Source organism: Neobacillus niacini (genome assembly GCF_031456445.1).
Lineage (GTDB): Bacteria > Bacillota > Bacilli > Bacillales > Cytobacillaceae > Neobacillus > Neobacillus niacini_I.
Window position 1 is genome coordinate 21,324 of sequence record NZ_JAVDUQ010000036.1, and the last position, 21,329, is coordinate 42,652.

The window sequence follows — 21,329 nt, forward strand, 5'->3', positions numbered from 1 at the left end:
ATCAACCTTTAATTTTCGGTTATATTTTGCTTACCTTTAAACCTATCCACTATTTTTAATAAACCAACTAACCCTCTAATCGTAAATAAAGTAAAGCTAACACTGGCAAATGTATGGAAGGGTGACCATTTATTCCATTTAAATAATCTGGTGTTCTTTTCCATAAACCATTGACCAATACTCATAGGAACACTAAAAATTAAACTTTTAAGTAATATTTTTAAAAATTTATCGTTGTATGAGATCTTAGCCCATATAACACTTAAAAGGGGGAAAAATAACATGTCATAAATAATATTTGTTTTAAAAATTTTTGGAATAGGACGAACTGGATATTCAATTTTTTTTGTTCCAACAACGTAAGCATCAATAAGAGTTGCTAGTACCCCTTTTGAGAAAAAAATGACGAGATTTTCTCTCATTTTTGTACCTTTAAATAAAAATGGCAAAGATGCGATACATAGGGATAATAGTAGGTTTAACAACTTTCTCTCCACTTTTTAACATCCTCTCAATTCTGTAATGGTTGTTTACCGCTTAAATGAATTTTTTAACTGTTTATGTAATGAATCCGTCTAGTCTCCAATTTTTTAGAGGTAGGAAGAGTAGATAGAAGTTTTACAACCTATAATTTCCGATTAACTTTTCTTTCGGTTTAGAATTTTATTGGTTCCAGTTTAGAAAAAATAAAATCCATAATGATAATGTTGCCTTTTCAATAATTTTCAATCCATCTGTATTTTTCCTTTTTTTTAATATTGTTATTTGTTTTAGTATCGAAACGGAAGTCTTGACAACAGCTATTGTTTTCCTGTTAGAAGTATGCTAATAAAGGTGTTAATTCCACAAAGACGAAGAGGATAAAACCTTTGCGATTTTATCCTCCGATTGTACTGCTAAATATAATGTTTGCACCTCATAACGGAACCCGTTAGAATGTAAACCCTTTTTTTATCCATTTACAGCTGCAAGCTTTTTCTTACTGAAAAAAAGTAGTCCCCCGAAGAGGATGATGGGGGCGATATTCACAGCTGCCAAAATCGTTCCCTGAAAGTCCGTACCACTCCATAAACCGTGTAGCGTTACGAGTATATAGAGAATAGGATTTAGCCCATGCAATTTGCAACCCCTCCCATTCGCAAATAAAACCCTTTAATTCGCAAATAAACCCTTTCAATTTGCAAATAAACCCTTTCAATTCGCGGATAAAAGGGCTAGATTTGTAAAAAAAGATTTCAATGCGCTAAAAATTTGCAATTTTTCATTTACAGAAGCCTTTCTTAGCGTAAATACCCAGTTAAAAACAACCATATTTACGAAAAACAGCTCAAAAAAAGCAAAAGAAAAAGGATTGAGCCCTGTATATACAGAGTTCAATCCTCATTGTCCAACTTTTAGGGTGGGAGTTTCCATTGAATCTCACATTGCTGTTGTTTCGAAGCCAATAATTGCTTGATCCATTTCGTTATTTAGATTTTGGTTGTGTCAAATCATAGACAGTGACTCCATCGACTGTGGTTGATTTAAAATTGTTCTGAACCCAACTGCTAATCTCAGAATTCGAACCACTGCCCATTGGACCTCTTTGGAAGTTAGTTTCAGAAGTAGTTCCATTTTTATCATCATTATTATTATCATTGGCAATTTTACCGATCATACCGCCTCTGCCACCGTTAATATAATAATGAATCTTTCCTTCACTCACATATTGTTTAAACTGGGCAAGTGTAGGGCTTGGGTCACTACCGTTAAAGCCCCCGATGTCCATGATTGGCTTATCCGTTGCAAGCTGATATGGAGCCGAAGACTGTGAACCTACCGTTGCAGCAACCCAGGTGTATTTCGAGGCATCCTTTTTCAACAATTTAACGATATTCTTGCCAGGTGTGGCGTTGTCATTAAAGACGCCCTGTTTGAAGTTTCCGGATCCTCCTGCGGATGAATTTGCCCCAGGCGGCATTTGACCGTTCAAGCCGGAGTTCCCGGATTGTCCTGATGACGAATTCGTTGAATTGTTTCCAGGCGGCATTTGCCCCCCGAAGCTGGAGTTCCCAGATTGCCCTGTGGTCGAATTGGATGAATTGCTTCCGGGAGGCATTGGACCGCCTTGAAAATTACCAGGAAAACCATTTTGATTACCAGGGAAGCCATCGCCGTTTGTCGCAGGGCCTGCAGAAGGCATCGATCCGGTATGTGGTGTAGCAATGGTCTGGACTGTATAGGCAAACGGGCCAGCCAGGCAGGCAGTCAACCCAGCTGCGGCAGCACCCACCAGTAGATTTCGTCCAAGCTTTGGTGCCATCATCATCGCAATAGCGGCAACAACGCCGATCATTAAGATGGAAATGCGCAGCCATGGGTACCATGTTGATGCACGGTCGAGTAAGACATAAGACCAAACTGCTGTTGCTGCAATGGTTGCTGTCAATCCCAAACGGGCAGCTAATTGTTCACGTCTAGTCCAAAGAACTTCGACGCCAATCCCTATGATGGCACCGATGGATGGAGCCAGGGCAACTGTGTAATACGGGTGAATCGTTCCTTGACTAAAGCTGAACACAATACCGGTTACGAAGAACGTACCAGCCCATAAAAGCATCGCCGGAACGGTGCGATCACTTTTCCAATTCCGGCGGACAAGCCAAACCGAAACGATTAAAAGAATGAGTGCTGCGGGAATCAACCAAGAAATTTGGTCTCCCATTTCGGAGTTAAATAGGCGTGTCAGTCCGGTGCTTCCACTGAAACTGCCGCCCAAGCCGCCGCCGGGTCTGCCCATATTGGCCGCTTGATTTACCATATCACTGGAAGCTTTTGGCCGGCTCATCCCGGACTCATTCCCGGTAAGCCGGCCTACACCGTTGTATCCAAAAATCAAATCAAGAATGCTGTTTTTCTGAGAGCTTCCGATATACGGACGGTTCGCAGCCGGGATAAGCTGGACAATCGCCACCCACCAGCCTGCCGATACCACAACGCTAATCGCACTAATCACCATTTGCACGATACGACGGCGTACGGATACAGGAGCAAACAATAGATAGAGGACTACAAACACTGGGATGATCAGGAATGCGGCCATCATTTTGGTCAAAAAGCCAAAGCCAATGAAGATAGAGGCCCACACGAGCCATTTTGTCTTACCTTCCTCAAGGGCACGTGTAAAGGCATAGGCACTTGCCGTAAGTAATAGAACTAGGAGCGCATCAGGATTATTAAAACGAAACATGAGGGCGGCCACCGGTGTCATCGCAAGGACTGTACCCGCAATCAGTGCTGCACCGGCACCAAACCAGCGGCGAATGGTTAGGAAAAGGACCCAAACGCAAGCTACCCCCATAAGTGCTTCAGGAACAAGCATACTCCAGGAATTCAGGCCGAAAATTCGAGCCGACAATTCCATGATCCACAAGGAAGCAGGAGGCTTATCGACTGTAATAAAGTTGGATGCATCAATCGAACCAAAGAAGAACGCCTTCCAACTTTTCGTCCCCGCCTGAACAGCGGCGCTATAAAAGGAATTGGACCAGCCGGATTGGCCGAGGCCCCATATATACGCGATGGCAGTTAATACCAATAACGTCATTAGTGCAGGCCGTTCCCATGGCGGACTCCCCGGCTGATCTCTTAAAGTAGTGATGTTTCTTTTATTCGTCTGCGATGTATCTGAACGATTTGTTAGATTTGATTTTTCCATATTCGTATTCCTTTCATTCTTGCCGCCCTTTTATGGACCTGCAATCATTTTTAATTCATCTGCTTATCATGCTATATCCAGCCGATAACCCGCTCCGCGAATTGTCCGGATTAAAGTACGCTTATGATCGTCTAGCTTTTCTCGCAATAATCGGATATACACTTCCACGATATTTTCTTCTTTGTTAAAGTCATTGCCCCACACCTTATTTAAAATATTTGATTTGCTTAGGACCAGTCCGTGATTGATCACTAATAATCTAAGGAGTTCATATTCCGTTGGAGATAGTTTAAGACTATTTTCATTGAAACGAATTTCCCTTCGACGGTCATCAATTTTAAAAGGACCGATAACGATATCTTCTGATAGAATGGGAAATTGATTTCTTATTTTTGCATGGATTCGCGCTACAAGTTCTCCAAAGCTAAAAGGCTTGACCATATAATCATCGGCGCCAAGATCGAGTCCTTTCATTCGATCCTCCTCGTCCCCCTTTGCCGTAAGCATAATAACAGCGATATTTCCCGGCTTTTTAAGAATCCGGCAAACTTCAAACCCGTTCATTCCCGGCATCATGACATCCAGGATGACCACATGTGGTTTAAAAACTTTGGCTACATCGATGGCTGAAACACCGTCTTGTGCGCTCCTTACTTCAAATCCTTCCTCTATTAGTCCAAGCTCTAAAAACTGCAAAATGGATCGTTCATCATCTACTAGAAGTATTTTTATATTTTTATTCGTCCGCATCGTTTCTCTACTCACAAGGATGTATTTTTCTTTTCCCCATTTCATGACTCCTCCCCGTTATAAATGTTTTGTTTAGTCCATGACTGTATTGTGCACCTCCAACCTGAATGAGACTTGAAGGAAAGCTGAAGGTTTCCTGAAAAGTCTTAGCCGGTGGACTAGGAATTTACCTGCGTGTGCTGAACCAAACACTTGTCCCGTTATCAAGGATTGTGAAAGCGGTGAAGAAAACCAATGCCGGAAACTTAGAAGAGCGCCTTCCGGTTGAACAGGGGCAGGAAGAGATTGATCGTTTAGCTGAGTCGTTTAATGACATGTTAGGGAGATTGGAAAAATCCTTTGAGTATGAAAGAGAAACGAAGGAGCAAATGAGACGTTTCATCGCGGATGCCTCTCATGAGCTGCGAACAACGCTTACCTCCATTAACGGTTTTCTTGAAGTTTTATTAAGGGGAGCAGCCAAATGGAACGCTAATATAATCTAAAAGTATTAACCTAGTAATAGAAAAATAAGGAAATAGAATGTGGTGATGAAAAAGAGTATGACCTAAAATAGAATCAAGTAATTAAATTTACTAGAGGAGGATCTGCCAATGCCTTTACGAAATTATACCGTTTTAAAAGGAAAAGTTGTGAACACTGCCATCGGTCGCTCCGGAAACCCTCATTTTGAAATTCATCTTAAAGATGACCGAGAGACGAATTATCGAATCGCGGTTAACATCCAGTCAGGAACGCGCCCCTCGGAAGTTCTTTACTATGTTAGCGAGAATTTTAACTCCGAACAAATCACAAAATTGCCATCACTCCCTTCTGGCTTTATTCCCATCACGAACGACCATCGGGATATTGCCCTCGACTATATTCGCGGAGGATTATTCGATCCCAAGGAAATGGTTGCCCTTCCGCCTTTTAAACCCGGTCTCAATAATGATTTAAAAGAAAAAGTAGAGTACTACATCAAGGAAGCCATGGAGAAAAATGCAACTCTCTATGCTTATGGTGAGAGATGGGGACCGGAAGAGGATCATCCGGATCAATATTTTCACTTTTTACCTGGTAACGGGATCCATGATATTCATATGAATCAGGGGAATGTGGGGCGATGGAAAAATGATGATGGAATCTGGCAAGACGGTGGGATCCTTATTCATTTTACCGAAGAGAATCGATGGGCAGGGATTTTTTTAGCCTTCCAATCTCAATCCTGGTGTACGGATAATAACGGACATGCAATTAAATCTGAAAAAAAATGTAATCATTTAAACCTTGGGAATGTCAGCAACAATCTACAATCTTTGTACTGATCTACAGTTGGAATCCACCTATTATTTGGCCTGAATTCGGGGGTCTGACCCCCACTCAGCAAAAGTTTAAAGCGGTTGAGCACGAATGAGGAATTTAGAAAATGTGAAAATCACCTTGCACCTATGGTGCAAGGTGATTTTATGTTGACGGGTTTTATTTATAAAACACTTTGTCGATATTGTATTTAGCTTGCTGTTTGTTGATGATGTAGGTTTCGTAAATTTCTCTTTCCATTGGATCTTCGACGATGGATACCGCAATCTTGTATACCTCATCGCGGTGTGCTTTTATTGGAGAAACCGTATCCTCAAAGTGTTTCTTTACCCTTGGACGTAGCTTCCGCGCTTTGCCGACATATAACAGTTCATCCTCTGCGTTAAAAAGTAGGATGATCCCGCCTTTATCACGAGGAATTCGATGATAATCGGTAAAACCATATTCACTGCTAATGACTGCTTCTACTTTTTCACCCAATTGTTTTTGTTTCGTTAATACAACATCTGGATTAGGTATTTCAATTTTTATCATGATCTTCACTTCCTATTCTGAGGTAAAACGTAATTTTAGCTCTCTTCAAAATACATTAGGTAGCAGTTATTTTCAAGTTTTGGGGTTGTTTGCGAGATTATCAACACACTTTTTGAGGATATCGACATGGATATTGATTATATCAACACAATTTGGGATTCTATTTACAATAATGCTCGATATCTAGGAGGACATCCATAAAGGGGAAATTCCTTATACATAATAAAGATAAAAAGAGTGGGTGTGATGGCATTGTTTTCTTGGAGGATAACAAAATATAATCCCCAAAACAGAGATGAAAGAGGTAATTACCTTTGTGCCTATGAATGGACATCTTTTTTAGAGGTAGGAACTAAAGTAAGTGAAGAAGAATACTTACGAATAGAATCAAAATATATTAATGCAATCACTATTTATATGGGTGAGATGGGTTTGAATCGGGGTTATATAGATGCTTTAGAAATATGGTCTGATGGAGTTCCAAATCAAAATGCTTCTCCCTTTTTATCAAAAATGTGGGTTGGTAAATGCGTAACCCTTAAAGAAATTCAGGAGTTAGCAAAATTAACCTTGCGAGAGGTTATTTGGTGCAAATTGAGATTCAAAAAGAAGTTTTTTGTCCATTTCGGATACGATTATTATATGTACATTGGTGCGGATAATGAATGTCTGAAAGCCTGCCAAAAGGTTGAAGAATCGGGTTTATATGTTGAAGATTTCTTATCTCCTTATTTGGAGCAGTAAAAAGATAGTTTGAAATTTTCTTTTTGACCCAGCAAATCTGGATGGATGATCCTTAATATCATATTCGCATGATTTGCCTTTTTCTTTGTCTGCACATTTTGACAATCTTTTTATTAAAGTGAGGGGAGAAAGCCTTATTTACCAATCTATTTCCAAATAAGCATCAAAACTTGTCGGATTGTAAGGAATAAATGGGAATAGGGAAGATGATATTGAGGTAGGCAAACCTAGCGGCTAAAAGCTGATAAAGTTGAAAAAAAAGTGAAAAAGGGCTTGAATCTGACGTAACGTCATGTTTTATAGTGGAATTGTCGACAAAACCTTTCGTACGAAATGAGGAGATGATTATGGGCGAACGAACTTGGAAAATTGGCGAGTTAGCTAAACTTACCGGCCTTACCGTTAGAACATTGCACCATTATGATCAAATTGGGTTATTTACTCCATCAGAGGTTTCAGATTCAGGACACAGAATTTATTCCGAATCGGATATAGAGAAGCTTCAACAAATTATCTCTTTAAAACAATTGGGATTATCGTTAGACGAAATAAAAGAGATGATTGAAAATCAAAACCTAAATCGTATCCAAATCATTAAAATGCATATGCAAATTGTTAAGAAACAGATGGAGGTTCAAAAGGGACAATACCATAGGTTAGAAACCATCTATCACCTCTTGAACTCCCAAAAGAATGTAAGTGCAAATGAATTGATTCAATTAATCGAGGTGACTCAAATGATTGAAAAGTATTTCACTAAAGAACAGTTAGAAAAAATGAAAAGTCAAACAGATCAATTTAGTGCAGAAGAAAAAGAACAAATGGATAATCAGTGGGCTCAATTGGTTGCAGATATTCGGTTAGAATTAGAGAAAAATACTCCATCTGAAGACCCAAAGGTAATAGAGTTAGCCAAGAAGTGGAAGCGGATGACACATCAATTTACTGGTGGGGACCAAGAAATTGTAAAAACAGCAGAACGTTTTTATTGGGAGAATCCAGGTAATCCTATGCAAAATGGGGTAGACAGGGATCTTTACCAATATATTAAAGAAGCAATATCTAAAATTTAACCTAGTAATTTTTAATAGGAAGAAAATCGACTATTGGTTTACCAGAAAGATAAGGGGGAACTTCATTGAGTTCCCCTTTATCTTTATTTCATAAAAATTGACGTCAAGAATTAATGATTAAATATTTGGAAAATAGCTCTAAACAAGATAATCTAGAGGTGGAAAATTTTATGAAGAAAAATATAATTTTTGGAGGAGAATTATGATAAGAAGACTAGATAAAAGAGATCATGAGGCTTGTCTAAGATTGTTAAAGACCAGACCTGCAGAAAACTTGTTTATTATTGGTGATATTGAGTCATACGGATATGAGCAAGAATTTCAAAAGCTTTGGGGAGAGTTTAACGAAAATGGAGAATTGATTGCTGTCTTGTTAAAGTTCGAGGAAAACTATATACCATTTGCGACAGATTCATTTAATGCCCAAGGATTTGCCGAAATCATGTCAATAGATTCTGCTTTTAAGATGATGTCCGGACTAAAGGAAATCACGGAGCAAATTGAGCCTTTCTTAAATCAATCCTATAAAAGGAAAAGACAAACACATTATGCCAAGTGTACTAAACTAAATGTTGATGCTTTTAATATTGATTTTTCAAATATTCAACAAGCAACACCTGAGGATGCAGCAGCACTTGTTGAATTGTTAACCTCCGTTCCAGAGTTTGGTGATTCAACCACTACATTAGAAAGAAAACATCGTGAATTGAAAGATGGAAGTTCAAGGTCATTTTTTCTAAAGGTCGATGGAAAAATGGTATCGACTGCTTCAACGGCTGCAGAAAATTCAATGTCCGCAATGGTTGTTGGTGTTGCTACTTTAGAAAACTATAAGAAAAAGGGATATGCAACCAAGTGTATGCTTAGGCTTTGCAGCCAGCTTTTATACGAAGGGAAGGAACTATGTTTGTTCTACGATAACCCGGAAGCTGGGGCCATTTATAAGCGAATTGGTTTTGAAGATATTGGATTCTGGATGATGTATACCTATAGATAAAAAGGCGAAAGATGGAAAAAACCTTTCAAGAGGATCCTTGAAAGGTTTTTTACGTTTGTTTGTTGTTTTCAAGTTGAGACTTTATATTGTTGTTTTGAGAAATGATGATAGCGCTGTAAATGGTTGTTGCAATAATGCTTAAGATTGAAAAAAAGATTATTACGACGAAATTGTTATTATCACGCAAGAATAATTCCTCCCTTTAATTGGTAAGTATAGTTTGGTTTAAATATTTGATTTTATTCATCATGATTCACTTAAACCACTGTGGATTTAGAAAAAGGGGAGAGTGCCCAAGAAAAGTTTTTACCTCAGTGGCATCATTTTTGTCAAGTTGTCCAATCCCTTTCAATCGTTCTGCATAGCATGTACTATCACTAAAACTAAGAAGGGACCTTTATGAAGTTTTTAACTAGTTTTTTTAAAATAGGGATTGGCTCGAATCTTGTTGTATTTCTTGCGATGATGCTTCTCCCTGTTTTCATTGTGACTGATCAATTGGACGTTTTTGAGAAGATCATTTCCAATCTATCAGAAAAATAAAGCTGCCTATAAAAAAATGGGCAACTTTTTTGTTTTTTAACTATTTGTATGACCATATGATGGATTTGCTTCAGGACGACCGCTTCTTTTAAACCAAATTTTAATGCTGTAGAAGGGAGGTGCTGATGCACCTTTTATAATTTAGTCTCTTAGAATTCTCATTAAATCATAGTTGCGATACTTTTTATTCCTTTTTACTTCAGTATCTGAATATATTAATTTTTTCTCTGCTAAAGAATTAAGTGCATTACGAGCAGTATTCGGTGAAATACGAAGTTTATTTGAAACCGTTGCTGCGTTTGTAAAAGGGTCAGAAAAAGTATAAACCCAAACTTTTTTCTCGGATTCCGTATTACATTGGGCCAAGCCGCTTTTAGCTAATTGTTCAGCCTCAACTAATTTACGGTGGATTCGGTCCGACATTCGATTACATGCATTTAAGAAAAACAAAATCCAATCTGCCCAATTAGGATTACTGCCCCTTACCCCATTTAACATATCGTAATATCGAGGTCGTTCTTTTTCAAGTTCTTCACTAACAAAGAAAAAGGGGTGTGTGACTGTTTTTGACTGAACCAGGTTTAATACTATTAATATTCGGCCTAATCTTCCATTCTCATCTAGAAATGGGTGAATCGATTCAAATTGTGCATGTATGATGGCTGTCTTTATTAAAGGATCAGAATTTTCATTGAAAATATAATCACCATTCTTTAAATGATTAATAGGTAATGGTTCATTGTATGGATGCAAATTAATAAAATACTCCAGGTTTTGCATATACTCATCAATTTTATCTGCAGAAATTGGAATATAAGATGCATCTTCAATGCGGTTATTCGGCCCAATGAAATTTTGTATTTTTCGAAATTGACCAGAGGCTTGTGTAGAACCTCGTGCACCAATCATTAAAATCTCGTGAAGTTCTTTTATTAATCTAGAGGAAATAGGATACCCATTTTTAATTCGTTCATATCCCTCAATAAGAGCTTGTTGATAGTTCCTAACTTCAATAATTTCCCAACGGGGGTTTTTTTCATTTTGCTCTTCGACCATATCTGTAAATGTAACTTGAGTTCCTTCAATTCTTGTTGATTCAACGGATTCACTTAATGAGAGTATTTGAACTAATGCTTGACTAACGATCGAGTGATTAAATTTTTCCTCCAATCGGCCAATTTTATTATTGACCTTCGATCCATTTATCGGCAACCGCTTGTGCAATATCGGTCTCAGCCAAAGTTACGGCAACCACATAATCGGACAGCATATAAAAATACGCCGTATCCATCCAACGTTCAAAATCCGCCTCCGTCATTGCCATTGGGTCCGCAATAATGCCGGCAAAATACATGGCAGCGTAGTTCCCGGTGGCGTAAAGCTGCTCGGCCAAAGGCTGATTTTTCTTGATTTTCTTTGCGATCGGCTTCATTGCGCCTGTAGCCACTCCAAAAAGCGGCTCGTGTGCGCCATTGCTTATGTAAGTCTTTTTCATTCGTTCCTTGCCGAGCGCTTCCAGTTCTTGCATAACCATTTCGAAGTCCATCGTTTTGCACTTCCTTCCTTTATGATCATCCCTACTTCATTGTAGCCATTTAGCTTATATTCTTTATCCTATCTTCATAAATTCTTGAGCTTCATTCTGTTATCCTGCCCGTTTATAAAAAAAGAGCTGCATAAACAGCCCAGCGGTCTTCAACGAAAGCACTCGGTAGTATCCAATCATCATTTTTAAGATCCAATAAGTGGAAAATGTTATTTTTTATCTTGTTGACAATGATAATCATTTTCAATTATTATTGATAATAAGAACTGAATTATCAAAAAGTTGACCGATAAATATAACCAAAGCTAATTCTTTTTAAAAAAAGGGGGGGTTGAGATGTTTAAAAATAACCTTGAAGTAAGGATAAAAACTTTAACTGATTACCATTTGGAAGCCTTTATAAGTTGTCCTTATAAATTTTATTATCAGTATATTCTAAGTAAAAATCATAGCCCGTTTCATTGGAGACAAGAGGTTCAGAAATCAATTAATCTCATAATAAAAGAATATTATTCTTTGCCAATTACTAAACAGAATAAAATTTGCTTACTACATTTAATTGATCAAAATTGGCGAAACATCAAAATGAATATCTTTGATGATCAGATTCACTATTACACTGTGTTGGCGAAAGTGACTGATTATTTGCTTCAATCTTTAACACCAAAAAAGAATCCCCCATTATTTCTTTTTGAAAAATTACATATTTTTGTTGAGGAAATTGAAACAGAACTATCTTTGACATTTGACATTGGAGAATGGTCGAACGATGCTTTTATGATTAAAAAGTATCTTTTGGATACGGATGAGAGCATGATTAAAGTATTTCAATATTTAATGACTGTTTTTTCTTTTAAAGCATTTGGCGTTTTCCCTGAAAAAATAGAAATAATATCTTTATTGCAAGGGGAAAAATTCACCTTTTACCCCAACGAGCAGGAATTTTCAAAAGGTTTGATTTACCTTGATTTTATAAAAGACTCCATAAAAAAGTCAGAGTATTATTGGAATAAGGAAAGTGATGAATGTAGTAAATGTCACTTGAATAAACAATGTAATCTAATGAATTTTCGAGATAAGAAAAATAAAAAATCTTTATATCATGAATGGCATTAAATCAATACTTATAAAAGCGGGGAGTGGGATGAAGTGTTAGTTTGTTATAACCATGTGAAAAATGCTTTGAATTCTCTTATTGTCCCTCATGTAAAAAAAGTGCAGTATAATCATTGCACCTGTTCATTTTGCAATAATGAAGCAAAGATAGAAATTTTCTATTCAATCCCTTTTTTTAATACACGAAGAAAAATCAAAAAAGCTACCATTAATATGATGGAAGTTGATTATCATCATCAAAAATAGACAATATAAAAGGTCTGAAGTGTTGAGTGGCTGAAAATGCCACTCATTTTAACAACTTTCTTAATTGCTAAAACGATCAAGAGGGATTTAAGTTTAATACTGCCATGGGAAAGCAAGGGGCAGGATATGGTAATGGTTTTTAAATTCTTTAACGCGGAGCAATTAAATGGACAAAAAAAATAAAAGGTATTCTTCTATTTGTTGATTAGACTAATATCCTTTCATTTATAATCCGTACATACCGTACTAAATAGGAATTTATCACATAATTCCCGTTATCATTTTTTACATTAAAGAATTTGTAACGTTCCATCCTTTCAATGATCTCTTGTTCAACCTCTTCTTTTCTAACATCCAATTCTTTCACCACTTTTTCAGTGATAATTTCATGATCAAAAGTATAGCAAACTGTAAATTCCTTCAAATTCATTTTCCTTTCTATCATATATCTTGTATGAGTCTCTTATTTTGATTTATTTTTAGATTTCAGAGACTTTACCCATGAAATAGACATCCATATGGATAAAACGATGGATAGTATTCCAGTAATTTTATAACTAATTCGATGTGTCTGGTTTATAAATAATTCATACGTACCGTATATACACCCGATACAAATAAATAAAAGGTCAAAAATAGAAATCTTCATTTTCTTTACTCCTGAAAAAAGTAGGGCTAGTCTTCTAATCCATCTTTATTAAGTATGTAAGAACGATTCAAGGAGACATCTTATGATATTATTTCTTCTCAACTTTTACTATGCCCTTACCCAAATTATTTTTTTCAAAATAACATATGACCTCATCATCAACTTTTATCTTTTCACCCGAAACGATTGTTTTATAAGAAAAACGAATCCCGGTCCCGTCAGCTCCTTTTCCGTAGTAGTTCTCCCCTTTAATCTTGCTAATCTTGTAAACCTTTGTGATGTACATTGAGGAGTCATTGTTCTTAGAAAGGGTATTGGTAACAGGATTAGCTGTGTGATCCTTTACGAATATTAATGCTACTAAAATAGATGAGAGCACAACAAGAATGATAGCTCTTTTAAACATGGTTACATACCTCCATCTATGTATTTTAAGGTATGAAAGAGGAAAGTAAATCCTTCTATTTTCCTTTGGTCTTTATACCTACATCAAGATCTAACCACATTATTAGTTTAATCCGGAACGCAGGAAGAGCAGTTTATTAGATTTCGTTCCTTAAAGTAAATTTAATTTGACATAAATAAAATATCATTATATGATACAATTCGTAATGTTTACGATTTATCTTTTACTAAAAAACTCAAATAATACTAATTCATGATCCGATTTAAATCGTAATGATTCCTAATTGATATAATTGAAGGGAGATAGAGCATGAAAAAAATAGTCTACCCAATAATTTTATTGGCTATGTTATTAAGTGGTTGCTCAAGTGCAGTTCACACAAATGGGGAGAAGGCTAGTGGGGGAACCAAAAAACTGCATATTGTCACGACATTCTATCCCATGTATTATTTTGCCCAAAAAGTGGCTGGCAGTTCAGCAGACGTTGACTTATTAATACCGAATGGTGTAGAACCTCATGACTGGGAACCAACGGCAAAGGATATGGCTAAAATTCAAGACGCAGATGTGTTTATCTATAATAGCCGTTACTTTGAATTATGGGTTTCGAAAGTACTGGATAGCCTTGATCAATCAAACTTAACTGTTGTTGAAGCAGCGAAAGGAATTCCATTATTGAATGCAATAGACTCAGAAGAGGAAAAATCTAATGAAAATTCTTCTTCCAAGGACCCACATGTTTGGCTTTCGCCTGTGTTAGCCCAGCAAGAGGTTGACAATATTGCACAGGCTTTAGAGCAGAAAGACCCTAAAAATAAAGCGCAGTATGAAAAAAATGCTTCAGCTTTTAAATCCCAACTCGTCGATTTGGATCATTTATTCAAAGAAACGATCGCTAAGGCAAAGAAAAAGGAATTTGTTACACAGCATGCTGCATTTGGATATTTGGCAAAACAATATGGTTTAAAGCAAATCCCAATCGCAGGATTATCTCCTGATGTGGAACCAACTCTAGGAAAATTGGCTGAATTAGCCGAATTAACGAAGAAGAAAAATATAAAGATCATTTATTTTGAGGGACTTACCTCTTCTAAAGTGGCTCAGACATTAGCCAATGAAATAGGGGCAAAAACAGAAGTCTTAAATCCATTAGAAGGATTAACAAAAGACGAGCAAGAAAAAGGTCTTGATTATATAGATGTGATGAAAAAAAATCTAGAGTCATTAAAACAATCCATTATAGATTAATTGTTATATAGAGGCTGATTCAAAAGAGTCGTATTCAATGACCTTTTGAAAAGCCTCTTTTTATTTAGACATAATGAATTTTTCATTTGAAATAAAGAGGAGAATTCTACTTTTATTTGAACATGGATAAATGTCGAAGTTTGTCGAAAAGTATATAGTTTTGTATCCGCTTTCAATTGTTAAGATGAATACGGTCAAATATTTATAATATTTACGCTTCAGCAACTAATTTGAAAACTGTTTAAATCTTACAGGAGGTTCATTCATGCACCAAAATGGTCAAGAAAAAAGGGAAAAGGGAGTAAACACCAAAACCGTTCGGTTATGTATTGAAATTCCGGAAAATATTCGTGATGATTTTCGGGATGCCGTGGAGAGAAATGGGAAGTCAATGAAAGATGTCCTTAGGCTGTATATGCAAAAATACATATGGAAACAAAGCGAATTACAAAGAAATCGACAAAAACAACGTCAAACTATAGGCAAAAACAAAAAAGCATTAGCCCTTATCAAAGATCGATAAGGGTTTATTTGTTTTTAAGGCTTATTTTTCGGATGAGAAGCGGGTCTGGTTTAAGGATATCAACATATTTTAGCTGGATATCAACACAAATTTGGAATATATCAACACTTTTTAGTGGGATATCGACACAAATTCGGAATATATCAACACTTTTTGACCGGATATCAACAGAAAATTCGATTTTATCGACGTGGGTGCAAGATATCTACAAGATATTGCAACTCTTACCTACAAAACTGGTTTGGCGTTAGTTCAAATGTCACATCAAATTAATCTATTTGAAAAAAATAACTCCTCTTTTTGTTCTATAATATTGTATGATTATCGTTTTTTGATGTCCTTTCCGAATAGATCGATAAGGAATATTTAATAGAAAGGGGAATGCTTTCATGAATTATTGCACAAATTGTGGTCAAAAAATAAATGAATCTAGTAGATTTTGTACGAAATGCGGTTCAAAAGAGGTAAAAGATAACAACCTGTCCCCAACCCCAAAAACGCGCATGGAAAAAAAGAAATCCCGTTCCAAAACGAGATTAATGGCAGGGGTTGGCTCGATTATGGCGTTGCTGCTCGTCAGTGGCGTTACTTACTCAATGGTTAAAGGTTCTCATAAACCTAAACCTAATACGAATGTTGCAGCCACAAAAACGATTACTCCAGCAAAAAATAAAGATGTAGAAAATAAAAGTAAACCTAGTCAGAATCAACAGCCGAAAAAGGACGAAAGTTCAACTCTTTCTTCAAAAGATACAATTTTGCCTGCTAGTGACAAGAGGGTGATGCAGGAAGAAGACCTTGCAACTCTTACAAAAGGGCAGCTGCGTTTAGCTAGAAATGAGATTTACGCCCGTCATGGCTATATTTTTAAATCAGAGGATTTACAAAAATATTTTGCCAATAAATCATGGTATCATCCAAACCCTTCCTTTGATGGCTCTTTAACTGAAGTGGAAAAACAAAATGTAGCCATCATCAAGTCGAGAGAGAATCATCTGTAGTGCACTCGTTTTTTAAAAGATATGGTTCTATCTTTTTCATCCTTGTGATGGTTTTCATCACATTTGTTTGTTTTAGAATGGTTGAAAAAAAAGAACCGTCAGCTAGAGTTGAAAAAAAGGAAAAGCCAGCACCACCGATAACAGCAAAACCTAAAAGGAAATCTCTCATCATCTGTATTGACCCTGGCCACCAACAGAAGGCTGATTTATCGACTGAAAAAATCGGACCAAGATCCAACCTGCAAAAACCGAAAGTAACAGGGGGAACGAGGGGAATCACAACCGGCACACCCGAATATAAACTGACCTTAAAGGCTTCTATGATTTTAGGTGAAATGTTAAAAGAAAAAGGCTTTAAAGTCGTGTATACACGAACCACGAACGATGTGAATGTAAGTAATAAAGAAAGAGCTGAAATGGCCAATCGGAATAAGGCGGCATTGTTTATTCGCCTTCATGCGGACGGGTCAACGGATCGGAATGTCAGAGGTTTTTCGATTCTCACTCCTTCAAGCAAGAATTCTTATACTTCAACTATTTACAAAGATAGTTTAAAGGCTTCCCAATTAATTGTCGATGAGGTAAAAAAAGCTAGGGATGTCCAAGTAAATGGAATTTCCCTTCGTGACGATTTGTCCGGCACAAATTGGTCTCAGGTCCCGGCGATTTTAATTGAAATGGGATTCATGACAAACCCAATCGAGGATAAAAATCTTTCGGATCCCACCTATCTTACTCATTTAATGGAAGACGTTTCTCGTGGGATTGCGGATTTCACAAGCAATAAAATGAAGAGTGCGAGATAGGCACGGACGAAAGTAGAAGGCTCAATCACCTTCTGCTTTTTCCTTTTCGTAATCTGGCAAATAAGTAAAACAGAGTAAGGGCCCTTACTTGGGCAGGCGATTTTGTTCATTGGGAAGGTATGGAACCTTTTTAGGTGTATAAGTAATGACATCTGAAGAAAAAATCTCAATGATTAGTTTGTTCTCTGCCGTTTTTGCTTGAATGAGAATCGGTTGATTGTATTTATTTTTAAAGACTAAATCAGGTCCATCCCAACTAACGGTAGCATCTCGTCCAGGTGGAACGTAGGAAACCTCTTTACTGTGTGATTGACGTTGAAGAACGTTTAGTCCCGCATTGTCCACTGCATTAAAAAGGGTAGTTGATACTTGGCAAATTCCACCACCAATATCCTCTGAAAATTCCCCTTTAATTATTACCGGAGCAGCCATATATCCTTTTCCTGCCGTTCTTTTTCCAACCACTTTATTAAAGGAAAAGGTTTCACCAGGGAATAGTACAAAATTATTAATTGCTTTTGCAGCAAGAACAATATTTTTGTTGCGTTCTTTATGATAATGGTTGAAGAATGTTACATATCTCCCGATTTTTTCACTTCGAATGTTTCCAAGTAATTCACTGTCCACTCTAGGATATACTTTCTGTATGGGAACCTCTAATTTTGATGAACCATTATTAAAATAATAGGAAAACACTTGTTCTGTAAAAATTTTACGATCTAAAATGGATCCGACTTGTTCAGGGATGATATTCCCTTGATGATTCATCATCGCGTTTTTAGGCTGTTTCGAAATATTTTTGTCGATTTCATCCATAAATTTTTCAAACTTTTCTATATTAATGGGTAGGCCAGGTAGGTTCATTGAAAGGTCTGAACGGTTTATGTAAGACAAAGGCTGCCCATGGTTCGTGAGTAATAAACTTCCGGGCATATTCACTTGTTGAGATAAAATGATAAGTCCAAGCAACCAATTTATATTCATCGTTTGGATACCTCCCTACTTTTATTATGAGTTGAAATCTCCATTTAAATGCATTCTCCAATGCCCGAACCAATTGATTCGATCAACCTCCATAAACGATATATGCAAAATTTATATTATAAATATTCCGAAAATAAGGAATGTTTATAATATATTTCCAGATTACAGGAATTTTCCGTTTTTTCGGAATGGCTATAGGAAACTGTTTCCTTGAAAATCTACTTTTTTACATTGGCACGATACTTGCAAGTTAATGGGATAGCGGACGGACTGATGAACATTTTAGGAGGTGCATGCAGGAAACACATGTTTCACTGGAAGAAGTTTCGTCCATTTTTAGAGGGAGCAGATGGATTTATGGGGGATCACAGCAAAGAACTTGGTGTCCGCTTTTCTTAAGGAAGATGAGCCTTTCCTTTGAACCAAATGATACCGCTTTCATAGAAACTGGGGTGGGGTCTATGATTGACAAGAATGATCATTACGGGTTGATGAAGAATTCGTAAAGAGAAGGAACGAACTTTAAAAGGGGGATTTATATGGATTTATTCGTCATTTTACTAGCGCTCGGGCTGTTAATGTTTGTTGCTTACCGGGGTTATTCCGTTATTTTATTTGCGCCAATCTGCGCACTCTTAGCGGTTGTTCTCGTTGCTCCGAGTCATGTTTTACCGTTCTTTTCCGGTGTGTTTATGGAAAAAATGGTGGGCTTTATTAAGTCGTATTTCGCTGTCTTTTTATTGGGGGCTATTTTTGGAAAGGTCGTCGAAATGTCGGGGATTGCCGAATCCATCGCCAAGACGATTGTCCGCCTGCTTGGAGCCAAACGGGCGATCGTAGCGATTGTCCTATTGGGAGCCATTTTAACCTATAGCGGTGTAAGCTTGTTTGTCGCTGTTTTTGCCATTTATCCATTTGCTGCTCAAATGTTCAGACAGGCAAATATTCCGAAACGGCTTATTCCGGGCACGATCGCGCTCGGTGCCTTTACGTTCACAATGGATGCGTTACCAGGAACACCTCAAATTCAAAACGTTATCCCGATCGCTTTCTTTAAAACCAATATTTATGCAGCACCGACCCTAGGGACGATTGGCGCCATTTTTGTTTTTATTATCGGTCTGTTGTATTTGGAGATGAGAAGAAAACAAGCGGAAAAAGCGGGTGAAGGTTATTACGGATTTGATGCTGAAAACGCAGCTGCATTGGAAAGCGCGAAAGAGAATCTAAACGAAGCGATTGTTCCTGATTTAACGGCAAAGCAGCCACTTGGAAAACAGATCTTTGCCTTTGTACCGCTGATCCTTGTCGGGGTCATGAATAAAGTGTTTATTACCTATATCCCGAAATGGTATCCAAACGGATTTGATTTTTCAGCGATTGGTTTGAAAACGTATACAGTGGATGTGACTACGACTGCAGCGATATGGGCGATTATTATGGCACTAATCGTGGGGATTCTCACTTCGCTTCTTTATGATTGGAAAAAGGTGACGAAGAATTTGAAGGAGGGACTAAACACGTCTATTAGTGGTTCCCTCTTGGCCACCATGAATACCGGGGCGGAATACGGGTTCGGTGGAATTATTGCCGCACTTCCAGGCTTTGCTAAGATTAGTGGAGGTATTTCAGGGACCTTCCATAATCCGCTTGTCAATGGCGCCGTGACCACGAGTACGCTTGCCGGAATAACGGGGTCGGCATCCGGTGGGATGGGGATTGCACTTGGTGCAATGGCAGATAAATATAACCAGGCGATTGCCGCTGCCCATATTCCACCGGAGGTTATGCATCGTGTTGTAGCAATGGCATCTGGCGGTATGGACACCTTGCCGCACAACGGAGCGGTTATTACTTTGCTTGCTGTAACAGGGTTAACACACAAGCAATCTTATAAAGATATTTTTGCCGTAACGATTATTAAAACAGTGGCTGTCTTCTTTATTATTGCCCTTTACACCTTCTTCGGCATTGTTTAAGGGGAAGACTATTATACTCGTAAACTCAAATTTACAAGGAGGAGCAAGCATGACAAAAGCATTGGAAGGCAAAACAGCCTTTATTACCGGCTCAGCAAGTGGTATTGGGCTCGAAATTGCCAAAACCTTTGCCCAAGAAGGAGCAAATGTAGTGATTTCAGACTTGAATGCTGAAAAAAGTGAACTAGCGGTGTTGGAATTAAAGGAGCAGGGATTTGAAGTATTGGCTGCAACGTGTGATGTGACCGACGAGGAAGCTTTTAAGAATGGGATTGATTTGGCACAGAAGACTTTTGGAAAGATCGATATTTTAGTCAATAATGCCGGGATGCAGTATGTTGCACCGATTGAGGAATTCCCTACGGAAAAATTTAAATTACTAATCGAAGTAATGCTAACGGCTCCATTTATCGGAATTAAACACGTATTCCCGCTCATGAAGGAGCAAAAATTTGGCAGAATCATCAATATGGCCTCCATTAATGGGGTCATCGGGTTTGCTGGAAAGGCGGCCTACAATAGTGCCAAGCATGGTGTGATTGGTTTGACAAAGGTGGCAGCATTGGAGGGGGCCGAGCATGGAATTACGGTCAATGCTTTATGCCCGGGCTATGTGGATACACCGCTGGTCAGAAATCAATTAGCTGATTTAGCCAAAACAAGAAATGTAAGCTTGGACCGTGTGATCGGAGAAGTCCTCTTGCCGCTTATCCCGCAAAAAAGGCTATTATCTGCATCGGAAATTGCAGACTATGCCGTCTTTTTGGCTAGTGATAAAGGAAGAGGCGTAACAGGGCAAGCTGTTATCTTGGATGGAGGGTATACAGCGCAATAAGAAAAGCGCAAGCGCCTTGGTCAGCCCCGATATAGTAAGACTAGTCGATGGTAAGCGTAGCGAAGCCAGAGACTTAGTCGCACTTAATGCGTACAGAAGGCGTTAGCTTTCTGTAGCCAAGTGCTGGAGGTCCTGACGGTGAAGTCGTTCTTTGACTTCATCGGCAGGACCGAAGCAACCTAGGAAAAAAGCAGTTCATTTTTTCCCTCGAGGGGCTAGGCGCTGGAGCTGGACAATTTTCAAAGACAAAAAATTTATGCCTTCTTATCTTTTCAGAAAATCACTCGGTTATCGTCCTGTAGCTGGACGGGTGTTTAAGTGAAAAGTTTGCAATGAATGCATGGCGTTTC

Annotated in this window: 22 protein-coding genes and 3 pseudogenes; 15 read left to right on the plus strand and 10 right to left on the minus strand. The window is 37.9% G+C overall.

Annotated features, from left to right (window positions below):
• Positions 1-8: 8 nt before the first annotated feature.
• The 4 genes from J2Y67_RS22530 to J2Y67_RS22545 form a co-directional block, all read right to left on the minus strand.
• Positions 9-497, minus strand: a complete 489-nt coding sequence (locus J2Y67_RS22530) for a CBO0543 family protein (protein ID WP_310177653.1) — start codon at positions 495-497, stop codon at positions 9-11.
• 454 nt (positions 498-951) lie between these two features.
• Complete coding sequence (locus J2Y67_RS22535; protein ID WP_310177654.1) at positions 952-1,119, minus strand: hypothetical protein; 168 nt, start codon at positions 1,117-1,119, stop codon at positions 952-954.
• A gap of 346 nt (positions 1,120-1,465) precedes the next feature.
• Positions 1,466-3,697, minus strand: coding sequence for an ArnT family glycosyltransferase (locus J2Y67_RS22540; protein WP_310177656.1), 2,232 nt, complete (start codon positions 3,695-3,697; stop codon positions 1,466-1,468).
• Between the two features lie 66 nt (positions 3,698-3,763).
• Positions 3,764-4,447: a response regulator transcription factor gene (locus J2Y67_RS22545; protein ID WP_310177692.1), complete on the minus strand. Its 684-nt coding sequence runs from the start codon at positions 4,445-4,447 to the stop codon at positions 3,764-3,766.
• A gap of 146 nt (positions 4,448-4,593) precedes the next feature.
• Here J2Y67_RS22545 and J2Y67_RS22550 point away from each other — a divergent pair.
• Both J2Y67_RS22550 and J2Y67_RS22555 read left to right on the plus strand, forming a co-directional pair.
• A pseudogene (locus J2Y67_RS22550) lies at positions 4,594-4,908 on the plus strand (HAMP domain-containing protein); the annotation flags it as partial.
• A gap of 132 nt (positions 4,909-5,040) precedes the next feature.
• Positions 5,041-5,754, plus strand: coding sequence for a YukJ family protein (locus J2Y67_RS22555; protein ID WP_310177657.1), 714 nt, complete (start codon positions 5,041-5,043; stop codon positions 5,752-5,754).
• A 154-nt stretch (positions 5,755-5,908) separates the two neighbouring features.
• Here the strand turns inward: J2Y67_RS22555 and J2Y67_RS22560 are convergent, their stop codons facing one another.
• The gene (locus tag J2Y67_RS22560) at positions 5,909-6,283 is read right to left on the minus strand and encodes a nucleotide excision repair endonuclease (RefSeq protein WP_310177659.1); all 375 of its coding nucleotides are present in this window, start codon (positions 6,281-6,283) and stop codon (positions 5,909-5,911) included.
• Between the two features lie 237 nt (positions 6,284-6,520).
• Between J2Y67_RS22560 and J2Y67_RS22565 the strand changes: the two genes are divergently transcribed.
• The 5 genes and pseudogenes from J2Y67_RS22565 to J2Y67_RS22580 all read left to right on the plus strand — a co-directional run bounded on the left by J2Y67_RS22565 (position 6,521) and on the right by J2Y67_RS22580 (position 9,640).
• Positions 6,521-7,027, plus strand: a complete 507-nt coding sequence (locus tag J2Y67_RS22565; RefSeq protein WP_310177661.1) for a hypothetical protein — start codon at positions 6,521-6,523, stop codon at positions 7,025-7,027.
• 347 nt (positions 7,028-7,374) lie between these two features.
• Positions 7,375-7,582: pseudogene (locus J2Y67_RS28100) on the plus strand (MerR family transcriptional regulator); the annotation flags it as partial.
• 71 nt (positions 7,583-7,653) lie between these two features.
• Entirely contained in the window at positions 7,654-8,100 is a 447-nt protein-coding gene (locus J2Y67_RS28105) for a TipAS antibiotic-recognition domain-containing protein (RefSeq protein ID WP_396954127.1), read from the plus strand.
• Between the two features lie 202 nt (positions 8,101-8,302).
• Positions 8,303-9,097, plus strand: coding sequence for a GNAT family N-acetyltransferase (locus J2Y67_RS22575; protein WP_310177664.1), 795 nt, complete (start codon positions 8,303-8,305; stop codon positions 9,095-9,097).
• A gap of 399 nt (positions 9,098-9,496) precedes the next feature.
• Entirely contained in the window at positions 9,497-9,640 is a 144-nt protein-coding gene (locus tag J2Y67_RS22580; RefSeq protein ID WP_310177665.1) for a hypothetical protein, read from the plus strand.
• A 141-nt stretch (positions 9,641-9,781) separates the two neighbouring features.
• Here the strand turns inward: J2Y67_RS22580 and J2Y67_RS22585 are convergent, their stop codons facing one another.
• Positions 9,782-10,852: a Fic family protein gene (locus J2Y67_RS22585; RefSeq protein ID WP_310177666.1), complete on the minus strand. Its 1,071-nt coding sequence runs from the start codon at positions 10,850-10,852 to the stop codon at positions 9,782-9,784.
• A pseudogene (locus J2Y67_RS22590) lies at positions 10,836-11,186 on the minus strand (DNA alkylation repair protein); the annotation flags it as partial. The gene J2Y67_RS22585 and the pseudogene J2Y67_RS22590, both read right to left, overlap by 17 nt.
• A 336-nt stretch (positions 11,187-11,522) precedes the next feature.
• On the opposite strand from J2Y67_RS22590, the gene J2Y67_RS22595 reads away from it, so the two are divergent.
• The gene (locus tag J2Y67_RS22595; protein WP_310177667.1) at positions 11,523-12,302 is read left to right on the plus strand and encodes a hypothetical protein; all 780 of its coding nucleotides are present in this window, start codon (positions 11,523-11,525) and stop codon (positions 12,300-12,302) included.
• Positions 12,303-12,753: 451 nt separating this feature from the next.
• Here the strand turns inward: J2Y67_RS22595 and J2Y67_RS22600 are convergent, their stop codons facing one another.
• A complete protein-coding gene (locus J2Y67_RS22600; RefSeq protein WP_310177668.1) occupies positions 12,754-12,972 on the minus strand; it encodes a hypothetical protein in 219 nt (72 codons plus the stop codon).
• A 313-nt stretch (positions 12,973-13,285) separates the two neighbouring features.
• Entirely contained in the window at positions 13,286-13,603 is a 318-nt protein-coding gene (locus J2Y67_RS22605) for a hypothetical protein (protein ID WP_310177670.1), read from the minus strand.
• A 309-nt stretch (positions 13,604-13,912) separates the two neighbouring features.
• Here J2Y67_RS22605 and J2Y67_RS22610 point away from each other — a divergent pair, with 309 nt between their 5' ends.
• From J2Y67_RS22610 to J2Y67_RS22630, 4 genes are all read left to right on the plus strand, one after another.
• A complete protein-coding gene (locus J2Y67_RS22610; RefSeq protein WP_310177671.1) occupies positions 13,913-14,851 on the plus strand; it encodes a metal ABC transporter substrate-binding protein in 939 nt (312 codons plus the stop codon).
• Positions 14,852-15,116: 265 nt separating this feature from the next.
• Positions 15,117-15,374 carry a hypothetical protein gene (locus tag J2Y67_RS22615; RefSeq protein WP_310177672.1) on the plus strand — a complete coding sequence of 86 codons (258 nt, stop codon included), beginning with the start codon at positions 15,117-15,119 and terminating at the stop codon, positions 15,372-15,374.
• Positions 15,375-15,763: 389 nt separating this feature from the next.
• Entirely contained in the window at positions 15,764-16,375 is a 612-nt protein-coding gene (locus tag J2Y67_RS22625) for a YARHG domain-containing protein (RefSeq protein WP_396954126.1), read from the plus strand.
• 77 nt (positions 16,376-16,452) lie between these two features.
• Entirely contained in the window at positions 16,453-17,181 is a 729-nt protein-coding gene (locus tag J2Y67_RS22630; RefSeq protein WP_310177673.1) for an N-acetylmuramoyl-L-alanine amidase family protein, read from the plus strand.
• 84 nt (positions 17,182-17,265) lie between these two features.
• Here the strand turns inward: J2Y67_RS22630 and J2Y67_RS22635 are convergent, their stop codons facing one another.
• Positions 17,266-18,165, minus strand: a complete 900-nt coding sequence (locus J2Y67_RS22635; RefSeq protein WP_310177674.1) for a VanW family protein — start codon at positions 18,163-18,165, stop codon at positions 17,266-17,268.
• A gap of 210 nt (positions 18,166-18,375) precedes the next feature.
• Between J2Y67_RS22635 and J2Y67_RS22640 the strand changes: the two genes are divergently transcribed.
• The 3 genes from J2Y67_RS22640 (at position 18,376) to J2Y67_RS22650 (ending at position 20,979) form a co-directional block, all read left to right on the plus strand.
• A complete protein-coding gene (locus J2Y67_RS22640) occupies positions 18,376-18,564 on the plus strand; it encodes a hypothetical protein (RefSeq protein ID WP_310177675.1) in 189 nt (62 codons plus the stop codon).
• A gap of 140 nt (positions 18,565-18,704) precedes the next feature.
• Positions 18,705-20,144 (plus strand): GntP family permease, encoded by a 1,440-nt coding sequence (locus J2Y67_RS22645; RefSeq protein WP_310177676.1) that lies wholly within the window; start codon positions 18,705-18,707, stop codon positions 20,142-20,144.
• A gap of 49 nt (positions 20,145-20,193) precedes the next feature.
• Complete coding sequence (locus tag J2Y67_RS22650; RefSeq protein WP_310177677.1) at positions 20,194-20,979, plus strand: 3-hydroxybutyrate dehydrogenase; 786 nt, start codon at positions 20,194-20,196, stop codon at positions 20,977-20,979.
• Positions 20,980-21,329: the final 350 nt, after the last annotated feature.

Excerpts from the sequence above, each read along its gene's own strand:
- J2Y67_RS22540 (WP_310177656.1), bottom strand. The coding sequence starts at position 3,697 with ATGGAAAAATCAAATCTAACAAATCGTTCAGATACATCGCAGACGAAT.
- J2Y67_RS22545 (WP_310177692.1), bottom strand. The coding sequence starts at position 4,447 with ATGCGGACGAATAAAAATATAAAAATACTTCTAGTAGATGATGAACGA.
- J2Y67_RS22555 (WP_310177657.1), top strand. The coding sequence starts at position 5,041 with ATGCCTTTACGAAATTATACCGTTTTAAAAGGAAAAGTTGTGAACACT.
- J2Y67_RS22560 (WP_310177659.1), bottom strand. The coding sequence starts at position 6,283 with ATGATAAAAATTGAAATACCTAATCCAGATGTTGTATTAACGAAACAA.
- J2Y67_RS28105 (WP_396954127.1), top strand. The coding sequence starts at position 7,654 with ATGGAGGTTCAAAAGGGACAATACCATAGGTTAGAAACCATCTATCAC.
- J2Y67_RS22575 (WP_310177664.1), top strand. The coding sequence starts at position 8,303 with ATGATAAGAAGACTAGATAAAAGAGATCATGAGGCTTGTCTAAGATTG.
- J2Y67_RS22580 (WP_310177665.1), top strand. The coding sequence starts at position 9,497 with ATGAAGTTTTTAACTAGTTTTTTTAAAATAGGGATTGGCTCGAATCTT.
- J2Y67_RS22595 (WP_310177667.1), top strand. The coding sequence starts at position 11,523 with ATGTTTAAAAATAACCTTGAAGTAAGGATAAAAACTTTAACTGATTAC.
- J2Y67_RS22605 (WP_310177670.1), bottom strand. The coding sequence starts at position 13,603 with ATGTTTAAAAGAGCTATCATTCTTGTTGTGCTCTCATCTATTTTAGTA.
- J2Y67_RS22610 (WP_310177671.1), top strand. The coding sequence starts at position 13,913 with ATGAAAAAAATAGTCTACCCAATAATTTTATTGGCTATGTTATTAAGT.
- J2Y67_RS22615 (WP_310177672.1), top strand. The coding sequence starts at position 15,117 with ATGCACCAAAATGGTCAAGAAAAAAGGGAAAAGGGAGTAAACACCAAA.
- J2Y67_RS22625 (WP_396954126.1), top strand. The coding sequence starts at position 15,764 with ATGAATTATTGCACAAATTGTGGTCAAAAAATAAATGAATCTAGTAGA.
- J2Y67_RS22630 (WP_310177673.1), top strand. The coding sequence starts at position 16,453 with ATGGTTGAAAAAAAAGAACCGTCAGCTAGAGTTGAAAAAAAGGAAAAG.
- J2Y67_RS22635 (WP_310177674.1), bottom strand. The coding sequence starts at position 18,165 with ATGAATATAAATTGGTTGCTTGGACTTATCATTTTATCTCAACAAGTG.
- J2Y67_RS22645 (WP_310177676.1), top strand. The coding sequence starts at position 18,705 with ATGGATTTATTCGTCATTTTACTAGCGCTCGGGCTGTTAATGTTTGTT.
- J2Y67_RS22650 (WP_310177677.1), top strand. The coding sequence starts at position 20,194 with ATGACAAAAGCATTGGAAGGCAAAACAGCCTTTATTACCGGCTCAGCA.